Source organism: Streptomyces sp. NPDC054975 (genome assembly GCF_053609105.1).
In genome coordinates this window covers 73518-93713 of sequence record NZ_JBSGWV010000026.1, presented here as the reverse complement: position 1 = coordinate 93713, position 20196 = coordinate 73518, and the positions used below count along the sequence as shown (strand labels likewise).

16 protein-coding genes are annotated in these 20196 nt (G+C 72.7%); 5 read left to right on the top strand and 11 right to left on the bottom strand.

The window, feature by feature from the left end; genetic code table 11:
• The 3 genes from ACWF79_RS22545 to ACWF79_RS22535 all read right to left on the bottom strand — a co-directional run.
• Positions 1-480 (bottom strand): TetR family transcriptional regulator (locus ACWF79_RS22545; RefSeq protein WP_453729919.1); only part of this gene is annotated, 480 nt, incomplete at its 3' end.
• 87 nt (positions 481-567) lie between these two features.
• Positions 568-1329, bottom strand: a complete 762-nt coding sequence (locus ACWF79_RS22540) for an SDR family NAD(P)-dependent oxidoreductase (RefSeq protein ID WP_453729918.1) — start codon at positions 1327-1329, stop codon at positions 568-570.
• Positions 1330-1390: 61 nt separating this feature from the next.
• Positions 1391-2545: an acyl-CoA dehydrogenase family protein gene (locus ACWF79_RS22535; protein WP_453729917.1), complete on the bottom strand. Its 1155-nt coding sequence runs from the start codon at positions 2543-2545 to the stop codon at positions 1391-1393.
• A gap of 131 nt (positions 2546-2676) precedes the next feature.
• Between ACWF79_RS22535 and ACWF79_RS22530 the strand changes: the two genes are divergently transcribed.
• Entirely contained in the window at positions 2677-3282 is a 606-nt protein-coding gene (locus tag ACWF79_RS22530) for a TetR/AcrR family transcriptional regulator (RefSeq protein ID WP_453729916.1), read from the top strand.
• 34 nt (positions 3283-3316) lie between these two features.
• On the opposite strand, the gene ACWF79_RS22525 is transcribed toward ACWF79_RS22530, so the two are convergent.
• The 6 genes from ACWF79_RS22525 to ACWF79_RS22500 all read right to left on the bottom strand — a co-directional run bounded on the left by ACWF79_RS22525 (position 3317) and on the right by ACWF79_RS22500 (position 11350).
• Positions 3317-4531: a GNAT family N-acetyltransferase gene (locus tag ACWF79_RS22525; protein ID WP_453729915.1), complete on the bottom strand. Its 1215-nt coding sequence runs from the start codon at positions 4529-4531 to the stop codon at positions 3317-3319.
• A gap of 45 nt (positions 4532-4576) precedes the next feature.
• Positions 4577-5713, bottom strand: coding sequence for an XdhC family protein (locus tag ACWF79_RS22520; RefSeq protein WP_453729914.1), 1137 nt, complete (start codon positions 5711-5713; stop codon positions 4577-4579).
• Between the two features lie 40 nt (positions 5714-5753).
• Positions 5754-7229: an NCS2 family permease gene (locus ACWF79_RS22515; protein WP_453729913.1), complete on the bottom strand. Its 1476-nt coding sequence runs from the start codon at positions 7227-7229 to the stop codon at positions 5754-5756.
• A 235-nt stretch (positions 7230-7464) separates the two neighbouring features.
• Positions 7465-9867, bottom strand: a complete 2403-nt coding sequence (gene pucD, locus ACWF79_RS22510; protein WP_453729912.1) for a xanthine dehydrogenase subunit D — start codon at positions 9865-9867, stop codon at positions 7465-7467.
• Positions 9868-9869: 2 nt separating this feature from the next.
• On the bottom strand, positions 9870-10457 hold the full coding sequence (locus ACWF79_RS22505) for a (2Fe-2S)-binding protein (protein WP_453729911.1): 588 nt from the start codon (positions 10455-10457) through the stop codon (positions 9870-9872).
• 2 nt (positions 10458-10459) lie between these two features.
• Positions 10460-11350, bottom strand: a complete 891-nt coding sequence (locus ACWF79_RS22500) for an FAD binding domain-containing protein (RefSeq protein WP_361609437.1) — start codon at positions 11348-11350, stop codon at positions 10460-10462.
• A 380-nt stretch (positions 11351-11730) separates the two neighbouring features.
• Between ACWF79_RS22500 and ACWF79_RS22495 the strand changes: the two genes are divergently transcribed.
• A complete protein-coding gene (locus ACWF79_RS22495) occupies positions 11731-13422 on the top strand; it encodes a PucR family transcriptional regulator (protein WP_453729910.1) in 1692 nt (563 codons plus the stop codon).
• A gap of 435 nt (positions 13423-13857) precedes the next feature.
• Positions 13858-14646 (top strand): hypothetical protein, encoded by a 789-nt coding sequence (locus tag ACWF79_RS22490; protein WP_453729923.1) that lies wholly within the window; start codon positions 13858-13860, stop codon positions 14644-14646.
• A gap of 78 nt (positions 14647-14724) precedes the next feature.
• Here ACWF79_RS22490 and ACWF79_RS22485 read toward each other — a convergent pair whose 3' ends face one another.
• Together ACWF79_RS22485 and ACWF79_RS22480 are read right to left on the bottom strand one after the other, a co-directional pair.
• The gene (locus ACWF79_RS22485; protein ID WP_453729909.1) at positions 14725-16563 is read right to left on the bottom strand and encodes a WD40 repeat domain-containing protein; all 1839 of its coding nucleotides are present in this window, start codon (positions 16561-16563) and stop codon (positions 14725-14727) included.
• A 192-nt stretch (positions 16564-16755) separates the two neighbouring features.
• Complete coding sequence (locus tag ACWF79_RS22480) at positions 16756-17718, bottom strand: GntR family transcriptional regulator (protein ID WP_453729908.1); 963 nt, start codon at positions 17716-17718, stop codon at positions 16756-16758.
• 148 nt (positions 17719-17866) lie between these two features.
• Here ACWF79_RS22480 and ACWF79_RS22475 point away from each other — a divergent pair, with 148 nt between their 5' ends.
• Both ACWF79_RS22475 and ACWF79_RS22470 read left to right on the top strand, forming a co-directional pair.
• Complete coding sequence (locus tag ACWF79_RS22475; RefSeq protein WP_453729907.1) at positions 17867-18724, top strand: (2Fe-2S)-binding protein; 858 nt, start codon at positions 17867-17869, stop codon at positions 18722-18724.
• 229 nt (positions 18725-18953) lie between these two features.
• Positions 18954-20051 (top strand): DUF2637 domain-containing protein, encoded by a 1098-nt coding sequence (locus tag ACWF79_RS22470; protein ID WP_453729906.1) that lies wholly within the window; start codon positions 18954-18956, stop codon positions 20049-20051.
• Positions 20052-20196: the final 145 nt, after the last annotated feature.

The following is a 20196-nucleotide window of genomic DNA, read 5'->3' as shown; positions in this document are numbered from 1 at the left end:
GACCACCGAGGCGGCGACCACGTTGGCCCGCAGGGTGCCGTCGCGCCGGTCGGCCCAGCGGGTCCGCAGGTAGTCGCCGAGCGTCTTCTCGTACCGCCAGACGACGGAGAGTTCGTACGTCCGCAGGCCCGTCACCTCGCGTGTGAGGCGGTAGCGCTGGACGGAGAAGGTGGGGTTCTCGGCGTACATCCGCATGACGAGGCGGGTGGCGTCGCAGATCCTGACCAGCGGGTCGTCCGTGTCGGCGCTCGCGGCGAGGAACTCGGTCATGTCGGCGAGGCTCTGCTCGTGGTCGGGGAAGACCACGTCCTCCTTCGACGGGAAGTACCGGAAGAAGGACCGACGGCCGACCCCGGCGAGGGTGACGATGTCGTCCACGGTGGTCTGCTCGTACCCGCGCTCCAGGAAGAGCTGGAAGGCCGCGGCGATGAGGGAGTCCCGCATCGCCGGCTTCGTGGAGTTCGTCGAGGCTGTTCCCATGGCCCGAACCTAACATCCGGCCCCCCAGGGCGCGGCACTTGGTGCCAGCTTTCGCCGACACCAAGTGCTCTCCCGGTCGCGGGAGGGTCAGCGGGCCGCCATCCGCAGGGCGCCGTCCATCCGGATCGTCTCCCCGTTGAGGTAGTCGTGCTCGGCGACCATCGTGACGAGCCGGGCGTACTCCTCGGGGCGGGCGAGCCGCTGCGGGAACGTGACGCTCGCGCCGAGCCCGGCGCGGATCTCCTCGCTGAATCCGGCCATCATCGGGGTGTCGACGATGCCGGGCGCGATGGTGACGACCCGGATGCCGAACTGCGCGAGGTCGCGGGCGGCGGTGACCGTCATCCCGGCGACGCCCGCCTTGGAGGCGGCGTACGCGATCTGGCCGACCTGGCCCTCGAAGGCGGCGATCGAGGCGGTGTTGACGACGAGCCCGCGCTGACCGTTCTCGTCCGGCTCCTGGCGGGCGATGGCCTCGGCGGCGAGGCGCATCACGTTGAACGTCCCCAGGAGGTTGACGTTCAGGACCGTGCGGAACAGGTCGAGGTCGTGCGGGCCCTTGCGGCCCAGAATGCGGGCGGAGGGGGCGATGCCGGCGCAGTTGACGGCCATCCGCAGCTCCGCGCCGTCGGTCTCGATCCGCGCGAGCGCCTCGCGGACCGGCCCCTCCTCGGTGACGTCGGCCGCGAGCAGGGTGACCCCGTCGGGCAGCGGCCCGGCCGCCGTGACGGCCTTGTCCAGGTCGAGGCCGTAGACGGTGGCGCCGCGCGCGGCGAGTGCGGCGGCGGTGGCGGCGCCGAGGCCGGAAGCGGCGCCGGTGACGAGCGCGGCGGAGCCGGCGATGTCCATGGAACTCCTCAGAACGTGAGCTGGGCGGAACGTCAGCGGGATGCGGGCAGGAGAGTGGGGGTCAGCGGGCGAGCTGACGGCTGATGACGAGCCGCTGGATCTGGTTGGTGCCCTCGAAGATCTGCATGATCTTGGCCTCGCGCATGTAGCGCTCGACCGGGAAGTCGCGGGTGTATCCGTACCCGCCGAGGACCTGGACGGCGTCCGTGGTCACCTTCATGGCCGCGTCCGTGGCGGTCAGCTTGGCCACGGAGGCCTGCCGGCTGAAGGGACGGCCGAGGTCGCGGCGGCGGGCCGCGTCGAGGTAGGTGGCGCGGGCGGAGTCGACGGCGGCGGTCATGTCGGCCAGCAGGAAGCCGAGCCCCTGGTGGTCGACGATCTTCCGGCCGAAGGTGGTGCGCTCGTTGGCGTAGTCGATGGCGGCGTCGAGCGCGGCCTGCGCGAGGCCCGTGGCGCAGGCGGCGATGCCGAGGCGGCCGCAGTCGAGCGCGCTGAAGGCGATCTGGAGCCCCTGGCCCTCGTCGCCGACGAGCCGGTCGGCGTCCAGGAGCGCGCCGTCCCAGTGGGCGGAGGTGGTGGGCACGGCCTGGAGGCCCATCTTCCGCTCGGGCTTGCCGAAGGAGAGGCCCTCGGCCTCGCCGGGGGCGAGGAAGCAGGAGATGCCGTGGCTGCCGGGGGCGGTGCGGGCGAAGAGGGAGTAGAAGCCGGCCTTGCCGCCGTGGGTGATCCACGCCTTGGTGCCGGTGACCCGGTACGCGGCGCCGTTCGGGCCGTCGTCCACGCGCTCGGCCCTGCAGGAGAGGGCGGCCGCGTCGGAGCCGGCCTGGGGCTCGGAGAGGCTGTAGCCGCCGATGGTCTCGCCGGCGAGCATCGCGGGGAGCCAGCGCTCCTTCTGCTCGGGGGTGCCGAAGGAGTGCAGGGGGTGGCAGGCGAGCGTGTGGACGCTGGTGGCGACCGCGACGGCCGCCCAGCGCGCCGCCAGCTCCTCCAGGACCTGGAGGTACACCTCGTAGGGCTGGCCTCCGCCGCCGTACTCCTCGGGGTAGGCGAGGCCGAGCAGTCCGGCCCGGCCGAGGGTGGCGAACAGGCCTTCGGGGTACGTCTCGGCGGCCTCGTGCTCGTCCACGCGGGAAGAGAGCTCCTTGTCGGCGATCTCCCGCGTGAGGGCGATGAGGTCCGCTGCCTCGGGGGTGGGAAGCAGGCGGTCGACATCCATGGCGACTCCATTGACACTCAGCCCCTCGCACCGATGTAACGGTACTGTGGGCGGTACGGCAGTACCACTTAGCGTAGCGCAGAAGGGGTCGGCCGTAACCCCCCGAAGGGGTTGGCCTGCATACTGTTCACGTGATCGAGACTTCCGCCGCCGGCGTCCCCAAGCTGACGGGCCGCGGCGCGGCCCGCCGGTCCGCCCTGTTCGAGGAGCTGGTGGCCCTCCTGGTCGGCGAGGGCTTCGCGCAGCTGACCCTGGACGATCTCGCGGCCCGGCTGCGCTGCTCCAAGCGCACGCTCTACGGCCTGGCGGACAGCAAGGAGCAGCTCGTCCGGGCCGCCGTGGTCCACTTCTTCCGGCGCGCGACCACCCGGGTCGAGGCGGTCCTCGCGGCCGAGCAGGACCCGGCCGAGCGACTGGCCGCCTACCTGCGCGCCGTCGCGGCCGAACTGGCCCCGGTCTCCCCGCAGTTCTTCGACGACGTGGCCGCCTTCGAGCCCGCCGCCGAGGTCTACGAGCGCAACACCCGCGCGGCGGCCGGGCGGGTGCAGCAGCTGATCGAGGAGGGCGTGCGGGCGGGCGTCTTCCGCGAGGTCCACGTCTCCTTCGCGGCCGACGTCATCGCCTCCGTCATGGTCCGCATCCAGCAGCGGCAGGTCGCCGCGGCGACCGGACTCGCGGACGCGGAGGCGTACGGCCAACTGGCCGAACTACTCCTGAACGGCCTGCGCAAGAGCTGAGGCCGCCCGCGCGAGCGGTGCGGGAGCAGGCCCCCTAGAACGCGTCGCACGTGTGCGGCAGTCGGGGCGTGCGCAGCGCCGCGTCGAGCGTGGCCGCCGCGCCCGGCGTGTGCTCCTCCACCAGGCCGGCGGCCACCAGGTCCCCGACCTTCGTACCGCCGAGGTAGCAGGCGCCGAGGTCGCGCACGCCGAAGGAGAGGTCGACCGGGTCGCCGGTCGGCTCGTACCGCGCCCCGTCCGGGCCCGAAGTGAGCCGGAAACGGCCGGAGTTGACGGGCATGCGGCTGTCGTGGACCTCCAGGACGAGATCGGCGGGCGCGGCCCAGGTGCGGGCCGTGAGCGCCGCGCGGACGTCGATCAGCCGCACCCAGAGCGCCGGGAACTGCCCGGTCACCCGCACCTGGTCGCGGTCGCCGGCGAAGAGCAGCAGGGGGTCGTCGAGGGGCCTGCCCCACGCGCGGACGGTGCCGGTCAGGTCGATCGAGGCGAGGTAGCGCCAGAGGGCGGCGGCGACGGCCGGGGTGTCGGCCTCCACCTCGTCGACGCGGACCACGCCCGGGGTGTGGGTCTCCTCGTTCTCGCCCTTGGTGCGGTAGACGGCGTATCCGGCGACGGGGTCGCCGAGCGCGACGACACGGGCAGGCGAGAGCTCCTCGTCCTCCTCGTCCTCGTCGCGCAGCCACTCGCCGGTCCAGCGCAGCTCGTCCCGGGGGATCCGGCCGGCCCGCCCGGCGCGGGTGGACTCGAAGAAGGGGCCGACGACTTCGGGAGCGTCCGCCGGATCGATCAGCCTCAGCGGGCGCTCGTCGGGGTCGATCCGCAGGGCGAGGGGCCGCCGGGAGTCGATCTCGACGCTCACGCCGTGGGTCGCGGCGCCGAACCCGAACCGGCCGTAGATGGCGTCCTCCGAGGCCCAGAGCGCGGCGAGCGGCGCGCCGCGCTCCGCGTACCGCCGGAACGCCTCGGCGAGCAGCGCGGAGAGGACACCGCGCCGCCGGTGGGTGGGGGCGACGGAGACGAGCGTCAGGCCGGGACAGGGCAGGTCGCCGCCCGGTACGGAGAGGGTGAAGGGGAACGCCGCGACGAAGCCGACCAGTTGGTCCCCCTCGTACGCGCCGATCCGTTCGCAGGGCCGCACCATGTCGCGGTGGTGCGCCCGCTGCTCCTCCTCGGGGCGCTCGTGGAAGACCAGGTACGAGAGGTCGAGGGCACGGTCGATGTGCGCTTCGGGTACGTCGCGAATGTCCATGATCCGGACCTTAACGGCCGGCTTGATCCAGAAGGCGGGCGAGGCCTAGGCGACGGAGCCTATCCGGCCGTCGGGCGCGCGCGGGCCGTCGTGGTGGATCGGGGTGTGCGCGCCGGTGAGCGAGACGCCGGTGCCGCCACGGCGGTTGGCGACGATCTCGGCCGCGATGGAGAGGGCCGTCTCCTCCGGGGTGCGGGCCCCCAGGTCGAGGCCTATCGGGGAGCGCAGCCGGGCGAGTTCGAGCTCGGTGACGCCGACCTCGCGGAGCCGCTTGTTGCGGTCCTCGTGGGTGCGCCGGGAGCCCATCGCGCCGACGTAGGCGACGGGAAGTTTCAGGGCCGCTTCGAGGAGCGGGACGTCGAACTTGGCGTCGTGGGTGAGCACGCACAGGACGGTCCGGGAGTCGACCTCCGTGGACGCCAGGTAGCGGTGCGGCCATTCGACGACGATCTCGTCGGCCTCGGGGAAGCGGGCCGGGGTCGCGAAGACGGGCCGGGCGTCGCAGACGGTGACGTGGTAGCCGAGGAACTTGCCGACCCTGACGAGGGCGGAGGCGAAGTCGATGGCACCGAAGACGATCATGCGCGGGGCGGGGACGGAGGACTCGACCAGGAGGGTGAGCGGCTGGCCGCAGCGGCTGCCGTCCTCACCGATCTCGACGGTGCCGGTGCGGCCCGCGTCCAGCATCGCGACCGCCTCGCCGGCCGCGGTGCGGTCCAGTTCGGGGTGGCCGCCGAGGCCGCCTTCGTACGTTCCGTCCGGGCGGACCAGGAGCGCCTGGCCCATCAGGTCGGCGGGTCCCTCGACGATCCTGGCGAGGGCGGCCGCCTCTCCCGAGGCGGCGGCGGCCAGCGCGGCGGGGTAGACCCCGCCGCGGACCGGGGTGACGAGGATGTCGATGATGCCGCCGCAGGTCAGACCCACGGCGAAGGCGTCCTCGTCGCTGTAGCCGAAGCGCTCGACGACGGTGGTGCCGTCCTCGAGGGCCTGCCGGCACAGGTCGTAGACCGCGCCCTCCACACACCCGCCGGAGACCGAACCGATCGCCGTGCCGTCGCTGTCGACGGCCAGCGCGGCGCCCGGCTGCCGGGGCGCGCTGCCGCCGACCGCCACGACCGTGGCGACGGCGAACTCGCGTCCCTGCTCGACCCACCGGTTCAGCTCTTCGGCGATGTCCAGCATCTCGAACTCCTCAGATGTGTGTGGAGGGCTACGGTGAGCGTCAGCCGACGCCGAGCCAGCTCTCGATCGGGTGGATCGCGAAGTACACGATGAAGATCGCGGTCAGGCCCCACATGAAGGCGCCCACTTCGCGTGCCTTGCCCTGCGCCACCTTGATGACGGCGTAGGAGATGACACCGGCCGCGACACCCGTGGTGATGGTGTACGTGAACGGCATCAGGACCACGGTGAGGAACACCGGGATCGCCACGGAGCGGTCGCTCCAGTCGACGTGCTTGGCGTTCTGCATCATCATCGCGCCGATGACGACCAGGGCCGCGGAGGCGACCTCGGCGGGCACGATCGCGGTGAGCGGGGTGAAGAAGAGGCAGGCCGCGAAGAAGGCGCCGGTGACGACGGAGGACAGACCCGTACGGGCACCCTCGCCGACGCCGGTGGCCGATTCCACGAAGACGGTCTGGCCGGAGCCGCCGACGCCGCCGCCGATGACACCGCCGGCACCGTCGATGAACAGGGCCTTGGACAGGCCGGGCATCCGGCCCTTGTCGTCCGCGAGCTTGGCCTCGGAGCCGACGCCGATGATCGTGGCCATGGCGTCGAAGAAGCCGGCCAGGACCAGGGTGAAGACGATCATGGTGATCGTGATGTAGCCGACGTCGCCCCAGCCGCTGAAGGACACCTGGCCGATCAGCGAGAAGTCCGGGGTGGAGACGGCACTGCCCTTGAGCTCCGGAGCGCCGGAGAACCAGGCACCCGCGCCCTTGGCGGGGATGTCGGCGACGGCGTTGACGATCAGGGCTATGACCGTGCCGGCGACGATGCCGATCAGGATGGCGCCGGGGATGTTGCGCGCCTGAAGGGCGAAGATCAGGAGGAGGGTGACCGCGAAGATCAGGACGGGCCAGCCCTGGAGTTCACCGAGCGGGCCGAGGGTGACCGGGCCGCCGCCGGGCGAGGGGTTCTCGTGGACGAAACCGGCCTTGACGAAGCCGATGATGGCGATGAAGAGGCCGATACCGATCGTGATCGCGTGCTTGATGGCAAGCGGGATCGCGTTCATGATCATCTCGCGGAGGCCGGTGACCACCAGGAGGCAGATCACCACACCGTAGGCCACACACATGGCCATCGCCTGCGGCCAGGTCATCACGGAGATGACCTGCGAGGAGAGCACACCGGAGACACTGAGCCCGGCCGCCAGGGCGAGGGGGACCTTGCCCCAGAAGCCCATGAGCAGGGTGGTCACGGCGGCGGCCAGAGCGGTCGCCGTGATGAGGGCGGGCTGGCTGAGGACGTTGCCGTCCACATCCTTGCCGCCGAGGATCAGGGGGTTGAGCAGGAGAATGTACGCCATCGCCATGAAGGTGGTGACGCCGCCGCGGATCTCCGTCGCGACGGTGGATCCTCTCTCCGAGATGTGAAAGTACCGGTCGAGCCAAGAGCGGCCGGCGGGGACGTTCGAGCCGGAGCCCGCGTCCTCCGAGGCGGTCTTGGGCTCCACTGACGACTGGGTCATGGGGCCTACTCCCAAGGTTCAAAGGGGCACCCGCATAAGACTTTCCGAAGGTCAGAGAAGCTGCGGGATTTGGGATGCTGCGTGGGCTGCACGACCCGGGGGACGGCCCGAGACGAACTGGGTGAATCGGTCCTGCTGGTACTGCTGTACTGCTGGGTCCCACGAGTGGGTTGCTCCGGGCGGTACGGGCTGGGAAGTGTGACGTTCCTGGGAGGCACGCACCGCCCGGAGAGTCCTACAGGGTGCCGGTGAGTGCTTCGGGGCGGACCGGCGTCTTGTTGAGCTCCAGGCCCGTCGCGTTCCGGATCGCCGCGAGGACGGCCGGGGTGGACGACAGGGTCGGGGCCTCGCCGAGTCCCCGCAGGCCGTACGGCGCGTTGGGGTCGGCCAGTTCGAGTACGTCGACCGGGATGGTCGGCGTGTCGAGGATCGTCGGGATCAGGTAGTCCGTGAAGGAGGGGTTACGCACCTTCGCGGTCTTCGGGTCCACGATGATCTCTTCCATCACCGCGACGCCCAGGCCCTGGGTGGTACCACCCTGGATCTGGCCGACCACGGAGAGCATGTTGAGCGCCTTGCCGACGTCCTGGGCGGTCGCGAGCTCGATGACCTTCACGAGGCCGAGCTCGGTGTCCACCTCCACCACCGCGCGGTGCGCGGCGAAGGTGTACTGGACGTGGCCGTCGCCCTGGCCGGTGACCAGGTCGAACGGGACGGTCGGGCGGTGCCGGAACTCGTGCTCCTGGTCGACGGACTCGCCTTCCAGCACGTCGGCCAGGTCCGCGAGGACCTCGCCGCCGTCGGTGACGACCTTGCCGCCCTCCAGGAGGAGCTCGGCGGTGGCCCACGCCGGGTGGTACGAGCCGAACTTGCGCCGGCCGATCTCCAGAACCGCCTCGCGCACCTTCTCGCAGGTGTTCTTCACCGCGCCACCGGTCATGTACGTCTGCCGGGAGGCGGACGTCGAACCGGCGGAGCCGACCTGGGTGTCGGCCGGGTGGATGGTCACCTGGGTGACGCCCAGTTCCGTGCGGGCGATCTGGGCGTGGACGGTGACACCGCCCTGGCCGACCTCCGCCATGGCCGTGTGGACCATCGCGACGGGCTCGCCGTTGATGACCTCCAGGCGCACGCGGGCGGTGGAGTAGTCGTCGAAGCCCTCGGAGAAGCCCACGTTCTTGATGCCGACGGCGTAGCCGACACCGCGGACGACGCCCTCGCCGTGGGTGGTGTTGGAGAGGCCACCCGGAAGGGCGCGGACATCCGCGTCCTCGCCGGCCGCGAGCCACTGCTGCTCCGGCGGCATCGGGCGGGCCTTGACCCGGCGCAGGAGCTCGGCGACCGGGGCCGGCGAGTCCACGACCTGGCCGGTCGGCATGATCGTGCCCTGCTCCATGGCGTTGATCTGGCGCAGCTCCACCGGGTCCATGCCCAGCTTCGCCGCCAGCTTGTCCATCTGCGCCTCGTACGCGAAGCACGCCTGGACCGCGCCGAAACCGCGCATCGCGCCACAGGGCGGGTTGTTCGTGTAGAGCGCGACCGCCTCGATCTCGACGTCGTCGATCACGTACGGACCGGCGCCCAGCGAGGAGGCGTTGCCGACGACGGCCGGGGAGGCCGAGGCGTAGGCGCCGCCGTCGAGCACGATCCGCGCCTTCATGTGCGTGATCTTGCCGTCCTTGGTGGCACCGTGCTCGTACCAGAGCTTCGCCGGGTGGCGGTGCACGTGCCCGAAGAAGGACTCGAAGCGGTTGTAGACGATCTTGACCGGCTTGCCGGTGCGGAGCGCCAGGAGGCAGGCGTGGATCTGCATCGACAGGTCCTCGCGGCCACCGAAGGCACCGCCGACGCCGGAGAGCGTCATGCGGACCTTCTCCTCGGGCAGGCCGAGGACCGGGGCGATCTGCTTGAGGTCGGAGTGCAGCCACTGGGTGGCCACGTACAGGTCGACACCGCCGTCCTCGCACGGCACGGCGAGGCCGGACTCCGGGCCGAGGAAGGCCTGGTCCTGCATGCCGAACGTGTACTCGCCCTCGACGATCACGTCGGCGCGCTTGCGGGCCTCCTCCACGTTGCCGCGGATGATCGGCTGGCGGTGCACGATGTTCGGGTGCGGGACGTGACCGGCGTGGTGGTCGTCACGGCCCTCGTGGATCAGCGGGGCGTCGGGGGCGAGGGCGGAGGCCTCGTCCGTGACGACCGGAAGCTCCTTGTACTCGATCCTGATCTTGGCGGCCGCGCGGCGCGCGGTCTCCGGGTGGTCGGCGGCGATCAGGGCCACCGGCTCGCCGTGGTGGCGTACCCGGCCGTGGGCCAGGACGGGGGTGTCCTGGATCTCCAGGCCGTAGTTCTTCATCTCGGCCGGCAGGTCGTCGTACGTGAGCACGGCGTACACACCGGACATCGCGAGCGCCTCGGAGACGTCGATCGAGACGATCTCGGCGTGCGCGACGGTCGAGCGGAGCGTCTGCCCCCACAGCATGTCCTCGTGCCACATGTCCGAGGAGTACGCGAACTCACCGGTGACCTTGAGGGTGCCGTCCGGGCGGAGCGTCGACTCACCGATGCCGCCCTTGGTGTGCTTCTGGGTGACGTTGGTCGGCGTACCCGCCGGAACGGTGCGCGTGTTCTGCGCCATGGTCAGACCGCCTCTCCCTGACGGGCGGCCGCCAGGCGGACCGCGTCGAGGATCTTCTCGTAGCCCGTGCAGCGGCAGAGGTTGCCGGAGAGGGCCTCACGGATGTCCTGGTCGGACGGGTCGCTCTGACGCTCCAGGAGCTCGTCGGCGGCGATCAGCAGACCCGGGGTGCAGAAACCGCACTGGACGGCGCCGGCGTCGATGAACGCCTGCTGGATCGGCGAGAGTTCGACACCCTCACCGGTCTGCGAGTCCTGACCGGGCTTCGCCTCCCACTTCTTGGCGGAGTCGAGCGAGGTGCCGCAGGCGCCGGAGGCGCAGCCGCCGTGCTCCTCGCGCTGCTTGGCGAAGTCGGCGAGTCCCTCGACCGTGACGACGTCGCGGCCCTCGACCTGGCCGGCGGCGACCAGGCAGGAACAGACCGGCACTCCGTCGAGGCGCACCGTGCAGGAACCGCACTCGCCCTGCTCGCAGGCGTTCTTGGAGCCGGGCAGGCCCATCCGCTCACGCAGGACGTAGAGGAGGGACTCGCCCTCCCAGACGTCGTCGGCTTCCTGCGGACGACCGTTGACCGTGAAATTGACGCGCATGGTTATGCAGCTCCCTCAAGCGTGCGGCCGGTGCCGCGGTACTGCTCCCAGGTCCAGCCGAGCTGGCGGCGGGCCATGATGCCGACGGCGTGGCGGCGGTACTTGGCGGTGCCACGGACGTCGTCGATCGGGTTCGCCGCGCCCGAGCACAGGTCGGCGAACTGCTTGGCGATCGACGGGGTGATGATCTTTCCGCTCTCCCAGAAACCGCCCTCTTCCAGAGCCGCGTTCAGGAAGGCCTCGGCCTCCTTGGCGCGGATCGGGGTCGGCGCGGCCGAACCGATGCCGGTGCGCACGGTGCGGGTCTCCGGGTGGAGCGCCAGGCCGAAGGCGCAGACGGCGATGACCATCGCGTTGCGCGTACCGACCTTGGAGTACTGCTGGGGGCCGTCCGCCTTCTTGATGTGGACGGTCTTGATGAGCTCGTCGGGCTGCAGCGCGTTGCGCTTCACGCCCGTGTAGAACTCGTCGATCGGGATGAACCGGTTGCCGCGCACCGACTCGACCTCGACCTCGGCACCCGCCGCGAGCAGGGCGGGGTGGGCGTCTCCGGCGGGGGACGCGGTGCCGAGGTTGCCGCCGACGCCGCCGCGGTTGCGGATCTGCGGGGAGGCCACGGTGTGCGAGGCGAGCGCGAGGCCCGGCAGCTCGGCCCGCAGGTTCTCCATGATCTGGGTGTACGGAACGGACGCGCCGAGGCGGACGTTCTCCTCGCCGACCTCCCACTCGCGCAGCAGCTCGATACGGTTCAGGTCCAGGAGGTACTCGGGACGGCGGTGGTCGAAGTTGATCTCGACCATGATGTCGGTGCCACCCGCGATGGGCACGGCCGTGGGGTGCTCTGCCTTGGCGGCGAGCGCCTCCTCCCAGCTGGCGGGGCGAAGGAAGTCCATGGTGGCTCTCTTCTTGTGCTTCTAGTGGTCGGGGGTCGGTCGTACGGGCCCGGGGGGACGGCCGGCCCTCGACTTCGAATTCATGTTCACGTGCTGTTAACGCGATGTGTGGCCTAGTACACAAGCCCGGCTCGCCCGGGTGCAGTCACCGAAAACATGAAGGAGTTGGCTGGTGACCTTGTTCGTCTTGTAGATTCGAACGAACGGGGGTACTCGGCAACCTCGCCGTTTTCCCCTGGAAACCGTGGCACCACGCCACCGGCGACAACGCGACAGTCTTCGAGACCGTCGCCCGGTCCGCCGCCCCCGGAGGGCACGGCGGGCGAGAACCCCCGAGAGTGACAGACGAGTGACGGACGAGAAGGAACGGCGGCAACGAGATGCGGCTGCGCGCATTGCTGGAAACCGACGCGCTGGGGCTGCGCCTGCTCGGTGGTGAGGACGAGCTGGATCGCACCGTTCGCGGCGTGATGACCACGGACCTCAAGGACCCCAGCCGGTATCTGTCCGGCGGCGAGCTGGTCCTCACCGGCCTCGCCTGGCTGCGGGAGCCGGCGGACGCGGAACCCTTCGTCCGGATCCTGGCCTCCGCCGGGGTGGCGGCGCTGGCGGCCGGCGAGGCGGAACTCGGGGACATCCCCGACGATCTCGTACAGGCGTGTTCGCGCCATCGGCTGCCGCTCTTCGCAGTCAACGAAACCGTTGCATTCGCGACGATCACCGAGCACGTTGTTCGACAGGTGTCCGGCGAGCGGGCGGGCGACCTGGCGGCTGTCGTCGATCGCCACAGGAGGCTGATGACCTCCGGTCCGGCCGGCGGCGGGCCCGAGGTCGTCCTCGACCTCCTCGGCTCCGACCTGGACCTTCGGGCCTGGGTCCTCTCCCCCACCGGTCGGCAGATCGCCGGTGCGGGCGAGCCGCTGGAAGCCTCGCTCGCCTCGACACTGGCCGGTGAGCACCTGGCCGCGACCAGGACCGGACGGCGTGGCCCGCACCGGCTGAGCGCCGCCGGAACGACGTACTCCCTCTTCCCGATCCGCAACACCGGGCGCGGCGCGGCCCCCGCGGCACGGGACGTACGCGAGACCGTCCTGTCCGACTGGCTGCTGGCCGTCGAGGCCGACGCGGGCGACTGGCCGGCCGCCCGGCTCGACCTGCTCCAGGGCGTGACGCAGCTGATCGCCGTGGAACGGGACCGGCGGGACGCTGCGCGCACGGTGCGGCGCCGGCTCGCCCAGGAGGTCCTGGAGCTGGTCCAGACGGGTGCCCCGCCCGCCGAGATCGCCGCCCGTCTGCGGGTCGCGGCCCCGGTCCTGCTGCCCGGCCTCGGGACCGCCCCGCACTGGCAGGTCGTCGTCGCCCGCGTCGAATGGGACCCGGAGGGCGGGTCGAGCACCGTGGACACCGGCCCGGTCGCCCAGGCGCTCCTGGAGGAGATCCTCGTCGACCCGGCGACCGTGGGCGCCGACTCCGCCGACCGGATCGCGGTCGCCCACCACGGGGACGAGGCCATCGCCCTGGTGCCGCTCCCCGCCGGCCCGCTGCCCGACAGCGAGGACGAGGGCACGACGACGCTGGGCCTGCACGCGGACGCGCTTCTGGCGGCGGTACGGGACCCTCTGTCGTCCGGCCTCGCCGACGACGGCCGCCTCACCCTCGGCGTCAGCGCGGCCGTCCACTCGGCGGAGGGCCTGCGGGGCGCCCTGGAGGAGGCCCGGCACGCCCGCCGTGTCGCGGCCGCCCGTCCGGGCCGCGTGTGCGCGGCAGGCCACCACGAGCTGGCCTCGCACGTGCTGCTGCTCCCGTTCGTCCCGGACGACGTCCGCCGGGCCTTCACGGCCCGCCTGCTGGACCCGCTCCGCGACTACGACCGCCGCCACCGCGCCGAGCTGATCCCCACGCTGGAGGCCTTCCTCGACTGCGACGGCTCCTGGACCCGCTGCGCGACCCGCCTGCACCTGCATGTGAACACCCTGCGCTACCGCGTGGGCCGAATCGAGCAACTGACGGGCAGGGACCTGTCGCGCCTGGAGGACAAGCTGGACTTCTTCCTGGCGCTGCGGATGTCGTAGGGGCGATGCCCACACGGGCGGAGGCCGTCCGAAGTCCACCCGCTCGGCCCAACGGCCGGCGAGGAACCTCGGGCGGGGTGGGCGACCGCGGCCTCGCCCGGCGCCGCGTACACCGTCGTCACCCGAGGCGGTCGCGGGGAGGTTCATCTCTTCGGGGGAATACGGTCCCTGACGACGTGGAAGGCCCGACACCCCCTGCCGGGTGTCGGCCGAACGGCCCTCGTGGCGCCGTGGGACAGGGCTCAGGCGGACCGGAGGGGCACGTACCGGTCCGGTCCGAGGCTCGGACACCCGCGTCCGCATACCGGTCAAGGTCCCCTTCTTGTGAAATTTTTCACCTGACCCCTTGGCCAGTGCCACGCGTTCGTGCTGAGATGCGGGCTGACCCAACAGCTCAATGGCGCGCTCGGGGAGGGCAATGTGGCGGACACCGCCATGTCTGGTTCCGGAACAACGGGTGGCGAAGATCCGGCCCTTGGCTACGGCGGGGCGACCCCGGTGGAGACGGCCATATGGCGTCTGCGCTCGCGGGGTTGCTGGACGGACGCGGCAGCTCTGCTCGCACCCCGCGCGGCGGAACCCGCGGCCGCGCTGGAACGGGCTGCCCTCCTGATCGAGCGCTGCCTGTACACCGAGCAGGGGTGGGCGGACGCGGAGGAGGCGCTACGGGCGGCCGAGGCCGTGGCCCGGACGGACGAGGAGCGGGGGGCGGCCGCGTGCGAACGCGGCTATCTCGCCTACGCGTCGACGCTGCTGGGGGTACGCGACCGGGCGGACGAGGCGACCGCGGCGCTCGGCCGGGCTGCGGCGCTGATCGGCCCCTCGGCGGAGGGGCGCCCCCTGCTGGACTACCGGCGGGGGCTGGTCGCACAGAACATCGGCGACTCCCCGCAGGCGGCCCGCGCCGCCTACCGCCGTGCCCACGCGGGCGCGACGGCCCAGGGCGACGAGCTGCTGCTCTCGTCCACGTGGCGGCACCTCGCCGGACTCGCCCTGCGGGAGGGCGAGTTGGCGGAGGCCCGGCACGGTTTCGCCGAGTCTCTCCGGATCCGCGAGGAACTCGGCTACCTGGTCGGCACGGCCCCTGCCCTCACGGCCCTCGCGGACACGGAGACGGAACCGGAGGCGGGCCGCCTCCGTGCGGAAGCGGCCCGCCTCTTCCGCCTCCTGGGCGGCGTCCCGACCTGGCTGGCGGCCCAACTGACGCCTCGGCCCGCGATCTGACGATCAGTCGGCCGGCGTACCGGCTCCGCGCGGGCCGTCCCCTCGGGGGACGGCCCCGTCAGGGGTCCTGGCGTCCCCTCACCCGGCCGTCGGCCTCCGGCGCTGCGGCCGGGGCCGGCCCGGTGTGCGTTCCAGGCAGAGCAGGGCCTCGTCCATGCCCACCGCCATCGAGCCGTCCGGGGTGAGGGCCACCGCGCGGACCGGGGGGCCGGGGCGGAAGGGGAGGCGGGTGCGGGATTCGAGGTCGTGGAGTTCGACGAGGCCGTCCGCCCAGGCGATCGCGAGCAGCGGGCCCTCGGAGGTCTCCGTGGCGTGCAACGAGACGACCGGGACGCGCCGTTCGGCGATCGGCGTGGGGTCCGGGTCCTGACCCGGGATCCAGCGGCGCACCGTACCGTCCTGGCCGCCACTGCAGAGGAAGGGCCCCGTCTCCGTCTCGATCGCCGTCACCGCCGTCACGCGGCCGCTGTGCAGCGCCGCCTGGTGAATGCCCGTCAGGCCGAAGGCGTGGACCGAACCGAGCCGGTCGCCCACCACCACGGAGCCGCTGATCGCCGCGAGCGCCGTCCCCGGGTGCCGGGTGAGGGTCGCCGCCACGGCCGACGTGAGCCGTTCCAGGTAGGGAAGCCGGGGTTCGGGCCCGGGTACGGGCAGCAGACGGCCCCGTTCGTCCAGGAGCAGGAGCGTGCCGTCCGGCGCCGGTGCCAGCGTCTTGATCCGGCTGCCCGAGGGGCTCCGCAGCGGCTCCCCCACGGTCGCCGCGTCGCCCGCGTCGAGAAGCTGGACGGCGTCCGTCGCCCCCGCCACCAACAGGTGGTCGCCGGACGCGCCCAGGGCCGTCACCGGTCCCGGCCACGGCGGGGTCAGGTCGCCCCGTACGCGGGTCCACCGCACCCGCCAGGGCGCGTCCGCCGCGAGCCCGCGCAGCGCGGGACCAAGCCGGGGGTCCGCCCCGTCCCCGAGGGCGCCGAGCAGGACGACGGCCCGGTCGGCCGGGTCCTGGTCACGGCAGAGGGACTGCCCGGTACGCAGCCACGCCGACCGCAGGCCGCCGCGGTCGTCGCCGGGGCCGGTCACGTACGCGGTGGTGACCCGCAGCGGGTCGGCCGCGCAGACCGCGACCGGATCGGCCAGGTCGACCGCGTGCCGCGCCTCGTACGGCTCCGGTCCCACCGCCGTCCCCCAGCCCGGACCCCGGTCCCTGTGCTCCTGCCCGCCCGCGTCCTCGGCCGACTCCGAGCCAAGCCCCTTACCCGCACCCGAGCCCGCACCCGAGCGCGCCCCTTTGCCCGCACCCGGCCTCGATCCAGCCCCCTGCCCCTGCCCCTTCCTCTGCCCCGAAGAAGCTCCCGCACCGGCTCCCGACCCTGAACCCGGCCCCGACTCCCCTCGCCCCGCGGCGTCTTCGAACTCGGCGTCCAGGTCCACCACCGTCACGCGGCCCGTGTCCGTCAGGAGGTCGTACGACGGCGTGCCCTTGCAGGTCTCCACCACGAGGCGGACCCGGCCCGACGCGGCGAGTTCGGCGATCAGCTCGGCGATGGCCTCCGGCTCCGCGGCGGCGTGCAGGTCCGGCAGGACGAGGGCCGCGCGCCGCGCCTCCGTCGTGGCGACGGCCTGGACCAGCTCGCCGGGTGTCCGGGCCACGACGCCGAGCCGGTTCGCGACCGTCCAGGCCGCGCCGAGCGCGCACTGGCCGGCGAGCGGGACCAGCTCGCGCGCCGCGCGTCGGCGGCGCGCGCCCGCGCGCGTGCCGTGCGCGGCGAGCCAGGTGAGCAGCGCGGACTTGCCCCGGCGGGGGCCGCCGACGACCAGGCAGAGGCGGGGAGCCTCCGGGTCGGTGAGCCACCCGAGCAGGGCCGCCGCCTCGGCCTCCGTACCGGAGGCTGGGCGGTCTCCGCGGACGGATCCGGTCACGGGCACCTTCCCCACGCCGGGGACGGAGTCGCGGACGGCATGGGACACCTCACGGACGGCGCTGTGCGGACGGGACGAACGGCGACAACCGACGCGAGGGACCATCCGACTGTGGCAGCGGCCACGCGCAACGGCCGGCGACCGACGGCCGACGCCTGACCCTCTGCCGACTGACGGCAACGACCTTAGTCGTCACTCCGCCGATCCGGTGAAATGCTCCCTGACAAGTGACTGCACGACGGTGACATCCTGGGCGATCAGCGCGTCGAGCAGTGCGGTGTGCTCCGCCGCGTCCGCCACGAGGTCGCCGTGCCGGGTCACCGGGCCGCTCACCAGGGGCCATTGGGACCTGCGGTGCAGGTCGTCGGCGATGGCGAGAAGCTGCTGGTTGCCCGCGAGGGAGAGGACGGCTCGGTGGAAGGCGCGGTCGGCCTCGGCGTAGTGGGCGCGGTCACCGCGGGCGGCGGCGGTCGCGGTGGCCTCGGCGAGCGGCTTGAGCTCGGCCCAGCGGGCGGCGGGGACCGTGCGGGCGAGACGGAGCATGACCGGGACCTCGATGAGCGCGCGGACCTCGGCCAGCTCGGCGAGTTCGCGCGGGGTGCGCTCGGTGACCCGGAACCCCCGGTTCGGTACGACTTCCACGGCGCCCTCGACGGCCAGCTGCTGCATGGCCTCCCGCACGGGGGTCGCTGAGACGCCGAAGCGCTCGGCGAGGACGGGGGCGGAGTACACCTCGCCGGGCGCCAGTTCGCCGCCGACGAGCGCGGTGCGCAGGGCCTGGAGGATCTGACCGCGTACGGAGTGACGCCGGACGGTGCGCGGCGAGCCTCCGAGCGCGGACGCGGCGTCGAAGGCGGGATCGGGAACGCCGACGGAAGCGGCAGCGGCCGGGGCACGGAGGAGCCTGGGCACGGGCGGCTCGCTGTGCGTGTGCTCGCCCCGTACCTCCGTCGAGGCCCCGGCCGGTGGTACGCCCGCCGCCGCGCCCCGCGCCTGTTCCGGGACCCGGACCGCGCCGCCGTACGACGGGACCGCGGTGGAGGTGGAGGTCGAGGTCGACGTCGGCGGGTGCGGGTGCTCGGTCGGCTCGGTCGCGCCCGTCACCCCGGCCGCGCCCGGGACCGTCGCCCGCTCGCGCGCTCTGCCCTGCTCCACCCGGGTCCTCCTGCGGGGTCGTGCCGGGCCTGGCTCGCGATACCGAGGCCCCCTGTGCACCATAGGCGGACGGGGCCGCAGTTCAAACCTCGGACGCATCGGGTAAGGTAAGGCTAACCTGCTAACGATCGCGATTCGGTGGTCCCGTATGGCCCTCCCCGCTCTGCTCCCCGCCCCCCTCGCCTCGCCCGTCGCGGCCTCGTACGCCCGCCTCGGCGAGGTGTTCCCCAGTCTGCGGATAGAGGAACTGGGCAGCGACGAGCAGCAGCCGCGCGGGGCGGGCTGGGTCGGGGCGGACGAGCTGGCGGCCGGCGGCGCCGCCCTCGACGCCTTCCTGGCGTGGGACAACGCGCAGGTGCTGCGCGACTACGGCCGCCAGGCCCGCCCCGACGTGATCGCCAGCTTCGGACTGCACCGGTACGCCTGGCCCGCCTGCCTCCTGGTCACCGTCCCCTGGTTCCTGCACCGACGGGTCCCGCGCCTGCCCGCCCGTAACGTGTCGTTCCAGCGGGCCCTGGGCCGGATGGCGGTCCGGATCGAGGAGTTCGCCTGCCTGCCGGGCGACCCCGCCGCCGCCCTGCCCGGCGCCCGGGTCGTCCCGGACGAGGACGCGCTGCGCGCCGAGGCCCGGGACGCGCTCGCCGAGCACTTCGAGGACATCCTGGCCGGCTTCGGGCCCCGGATGCGGCGCGGGAAGCGGGCGCTGTGGGGCATGGCGACGGACGAGATCGTCGAGGGCCTCTGGTACATCGCGACGCTCCTCGGCGAGGAGGAGCGGGGGATGGCCGAGCTGGAGCTGCTGATGCCCGGCACGGCCAAGCCGTACGCCGGGGCCGCGGGCTTCCGCGAGCTGCCGGGCGCCGAGGCTCCCGACGGCACGCCGCGGGCCACCCGGGACCGGGCGGCGTGCTGCTTCTTCTACACGCTCCGTCCCGACGACACCTGCCTGACGTGCCCGCGCACCTGCGACGCCGACCGGGTCCGCAGACTCGCCGCGACCGCCTGACGATCCGGCCCACCACTTCACCGGCGGGCCCGTCGAATTACGCCACTCGTAAGAGTGACATGAATCGAACGTAACTCCCTTGCTCCGCCCGGCCGTTCGACCGAATGGCACCTATTCGTATGCCGTCCGACCCCAATGGCGTGCTCTTGCCGCGAAACCACGTGGGGGCTCTGCGGGGTCGGCCAGTATGGGCGCCCGAAAGGCCCTACTGCGATGCAAGGGACACCGCATGAGACTGACCGACATATCGCTGGACTGGCTGCTTCCGGGTGGCGTCATGGTGGCCGGAGTCCTGACGGCGGTGGCGGTGCTCGCGCGCGGCAAGCGCGCCGGTGACCAGGCCGCGGCCGACGACTCCTGGGAACGCAGCGAGGAACGCCGCCGACGCAAGGAAGCGTTCTACGGAATCGCCTCCTACGTCCTGCTGTTCTGCTGTGCGGCCGTCGCCGCCGCACTCTCCTTCCACGGGCTCGTCGGCTTCGGCCGGCAGAACCTCAACCTCACCGGGGGCTGGGAGTATCTCGTCCCCTTCGGCCTCGACGGCGCGGCCATGTTCTGCTCGGTCCTCGCGGTCCGCGAGGCGAGCCACGGTGACGCGGCCCTCGGCTCGCGGCTCCTCGTGTGGACGTTCGCGGGCGCGGCCGCCTGGTTCAACTGGGTGCACGCGCCCCGGGGGCTGGGGCACGCGGGTGCGCCGCAGTTCTTCGCGGGCATGTCCCTCTCGGCCGCGGTCCTCTTCGACCGGGCGCTCAAGCAGACCCGCCGGGCGGCGCTGCGCGAGCAGGGCCTTGTGCCGCGTCCACTGCCGCAGATCCGGATCGTACGGTGGCTGCGGGCGCCCAGGGAGACCTTCGCCGCGTGGTCGCTGATGCTCCTGGAGGGCGTACGGACGCTGGACGAGGCGGTCGACGAGGTGCGGGAGGACCGGCGCGAGAAGGAGCAGAACCGGCACCGCAGGCGCGAGCAGGAGAAGCTCGACCGGGCGAGGATCAAGGCGATCAACCGCCAGCACCGGAACTTCGGTCTGGGGCGCGGGGGCGGCGGCCGTCAGGTCGACGTGCCGGCCCTGAACCCAGGCGGAGGCTCGTCGGCACCGTCACTGAACCCCGGCGCGGGCTCCGCGACGTCGTCCGTCGGGACCGCCGTCGCGGAGCCCGCCATAGCCGACCCCGGACAGCTGCCGCTTCGACACCGGCCCTCCCTCCAGGCCGTCAAGGGGACTGAGCCCCGGACGGTGGACCTCACCGCCGAGGACGACACCCAGACCCTGCCCCGGCTCGACTCGCTGGAGCGCAAACTGAAGGATCTGGAACAGCAGTTCGGCTGAGCCCGGATGGGCTGAGCCGGCCGCGACGACCGGCGGGGGGGCGGGGGGCGGCCCAACGCCCACCCCCCCCCCCCCCCCCCGCAGGACAAACAACCACCAAGCCCCCGCCCATCGGCCCCCAGCCCCCGCTCGCGGCCACCAGCAG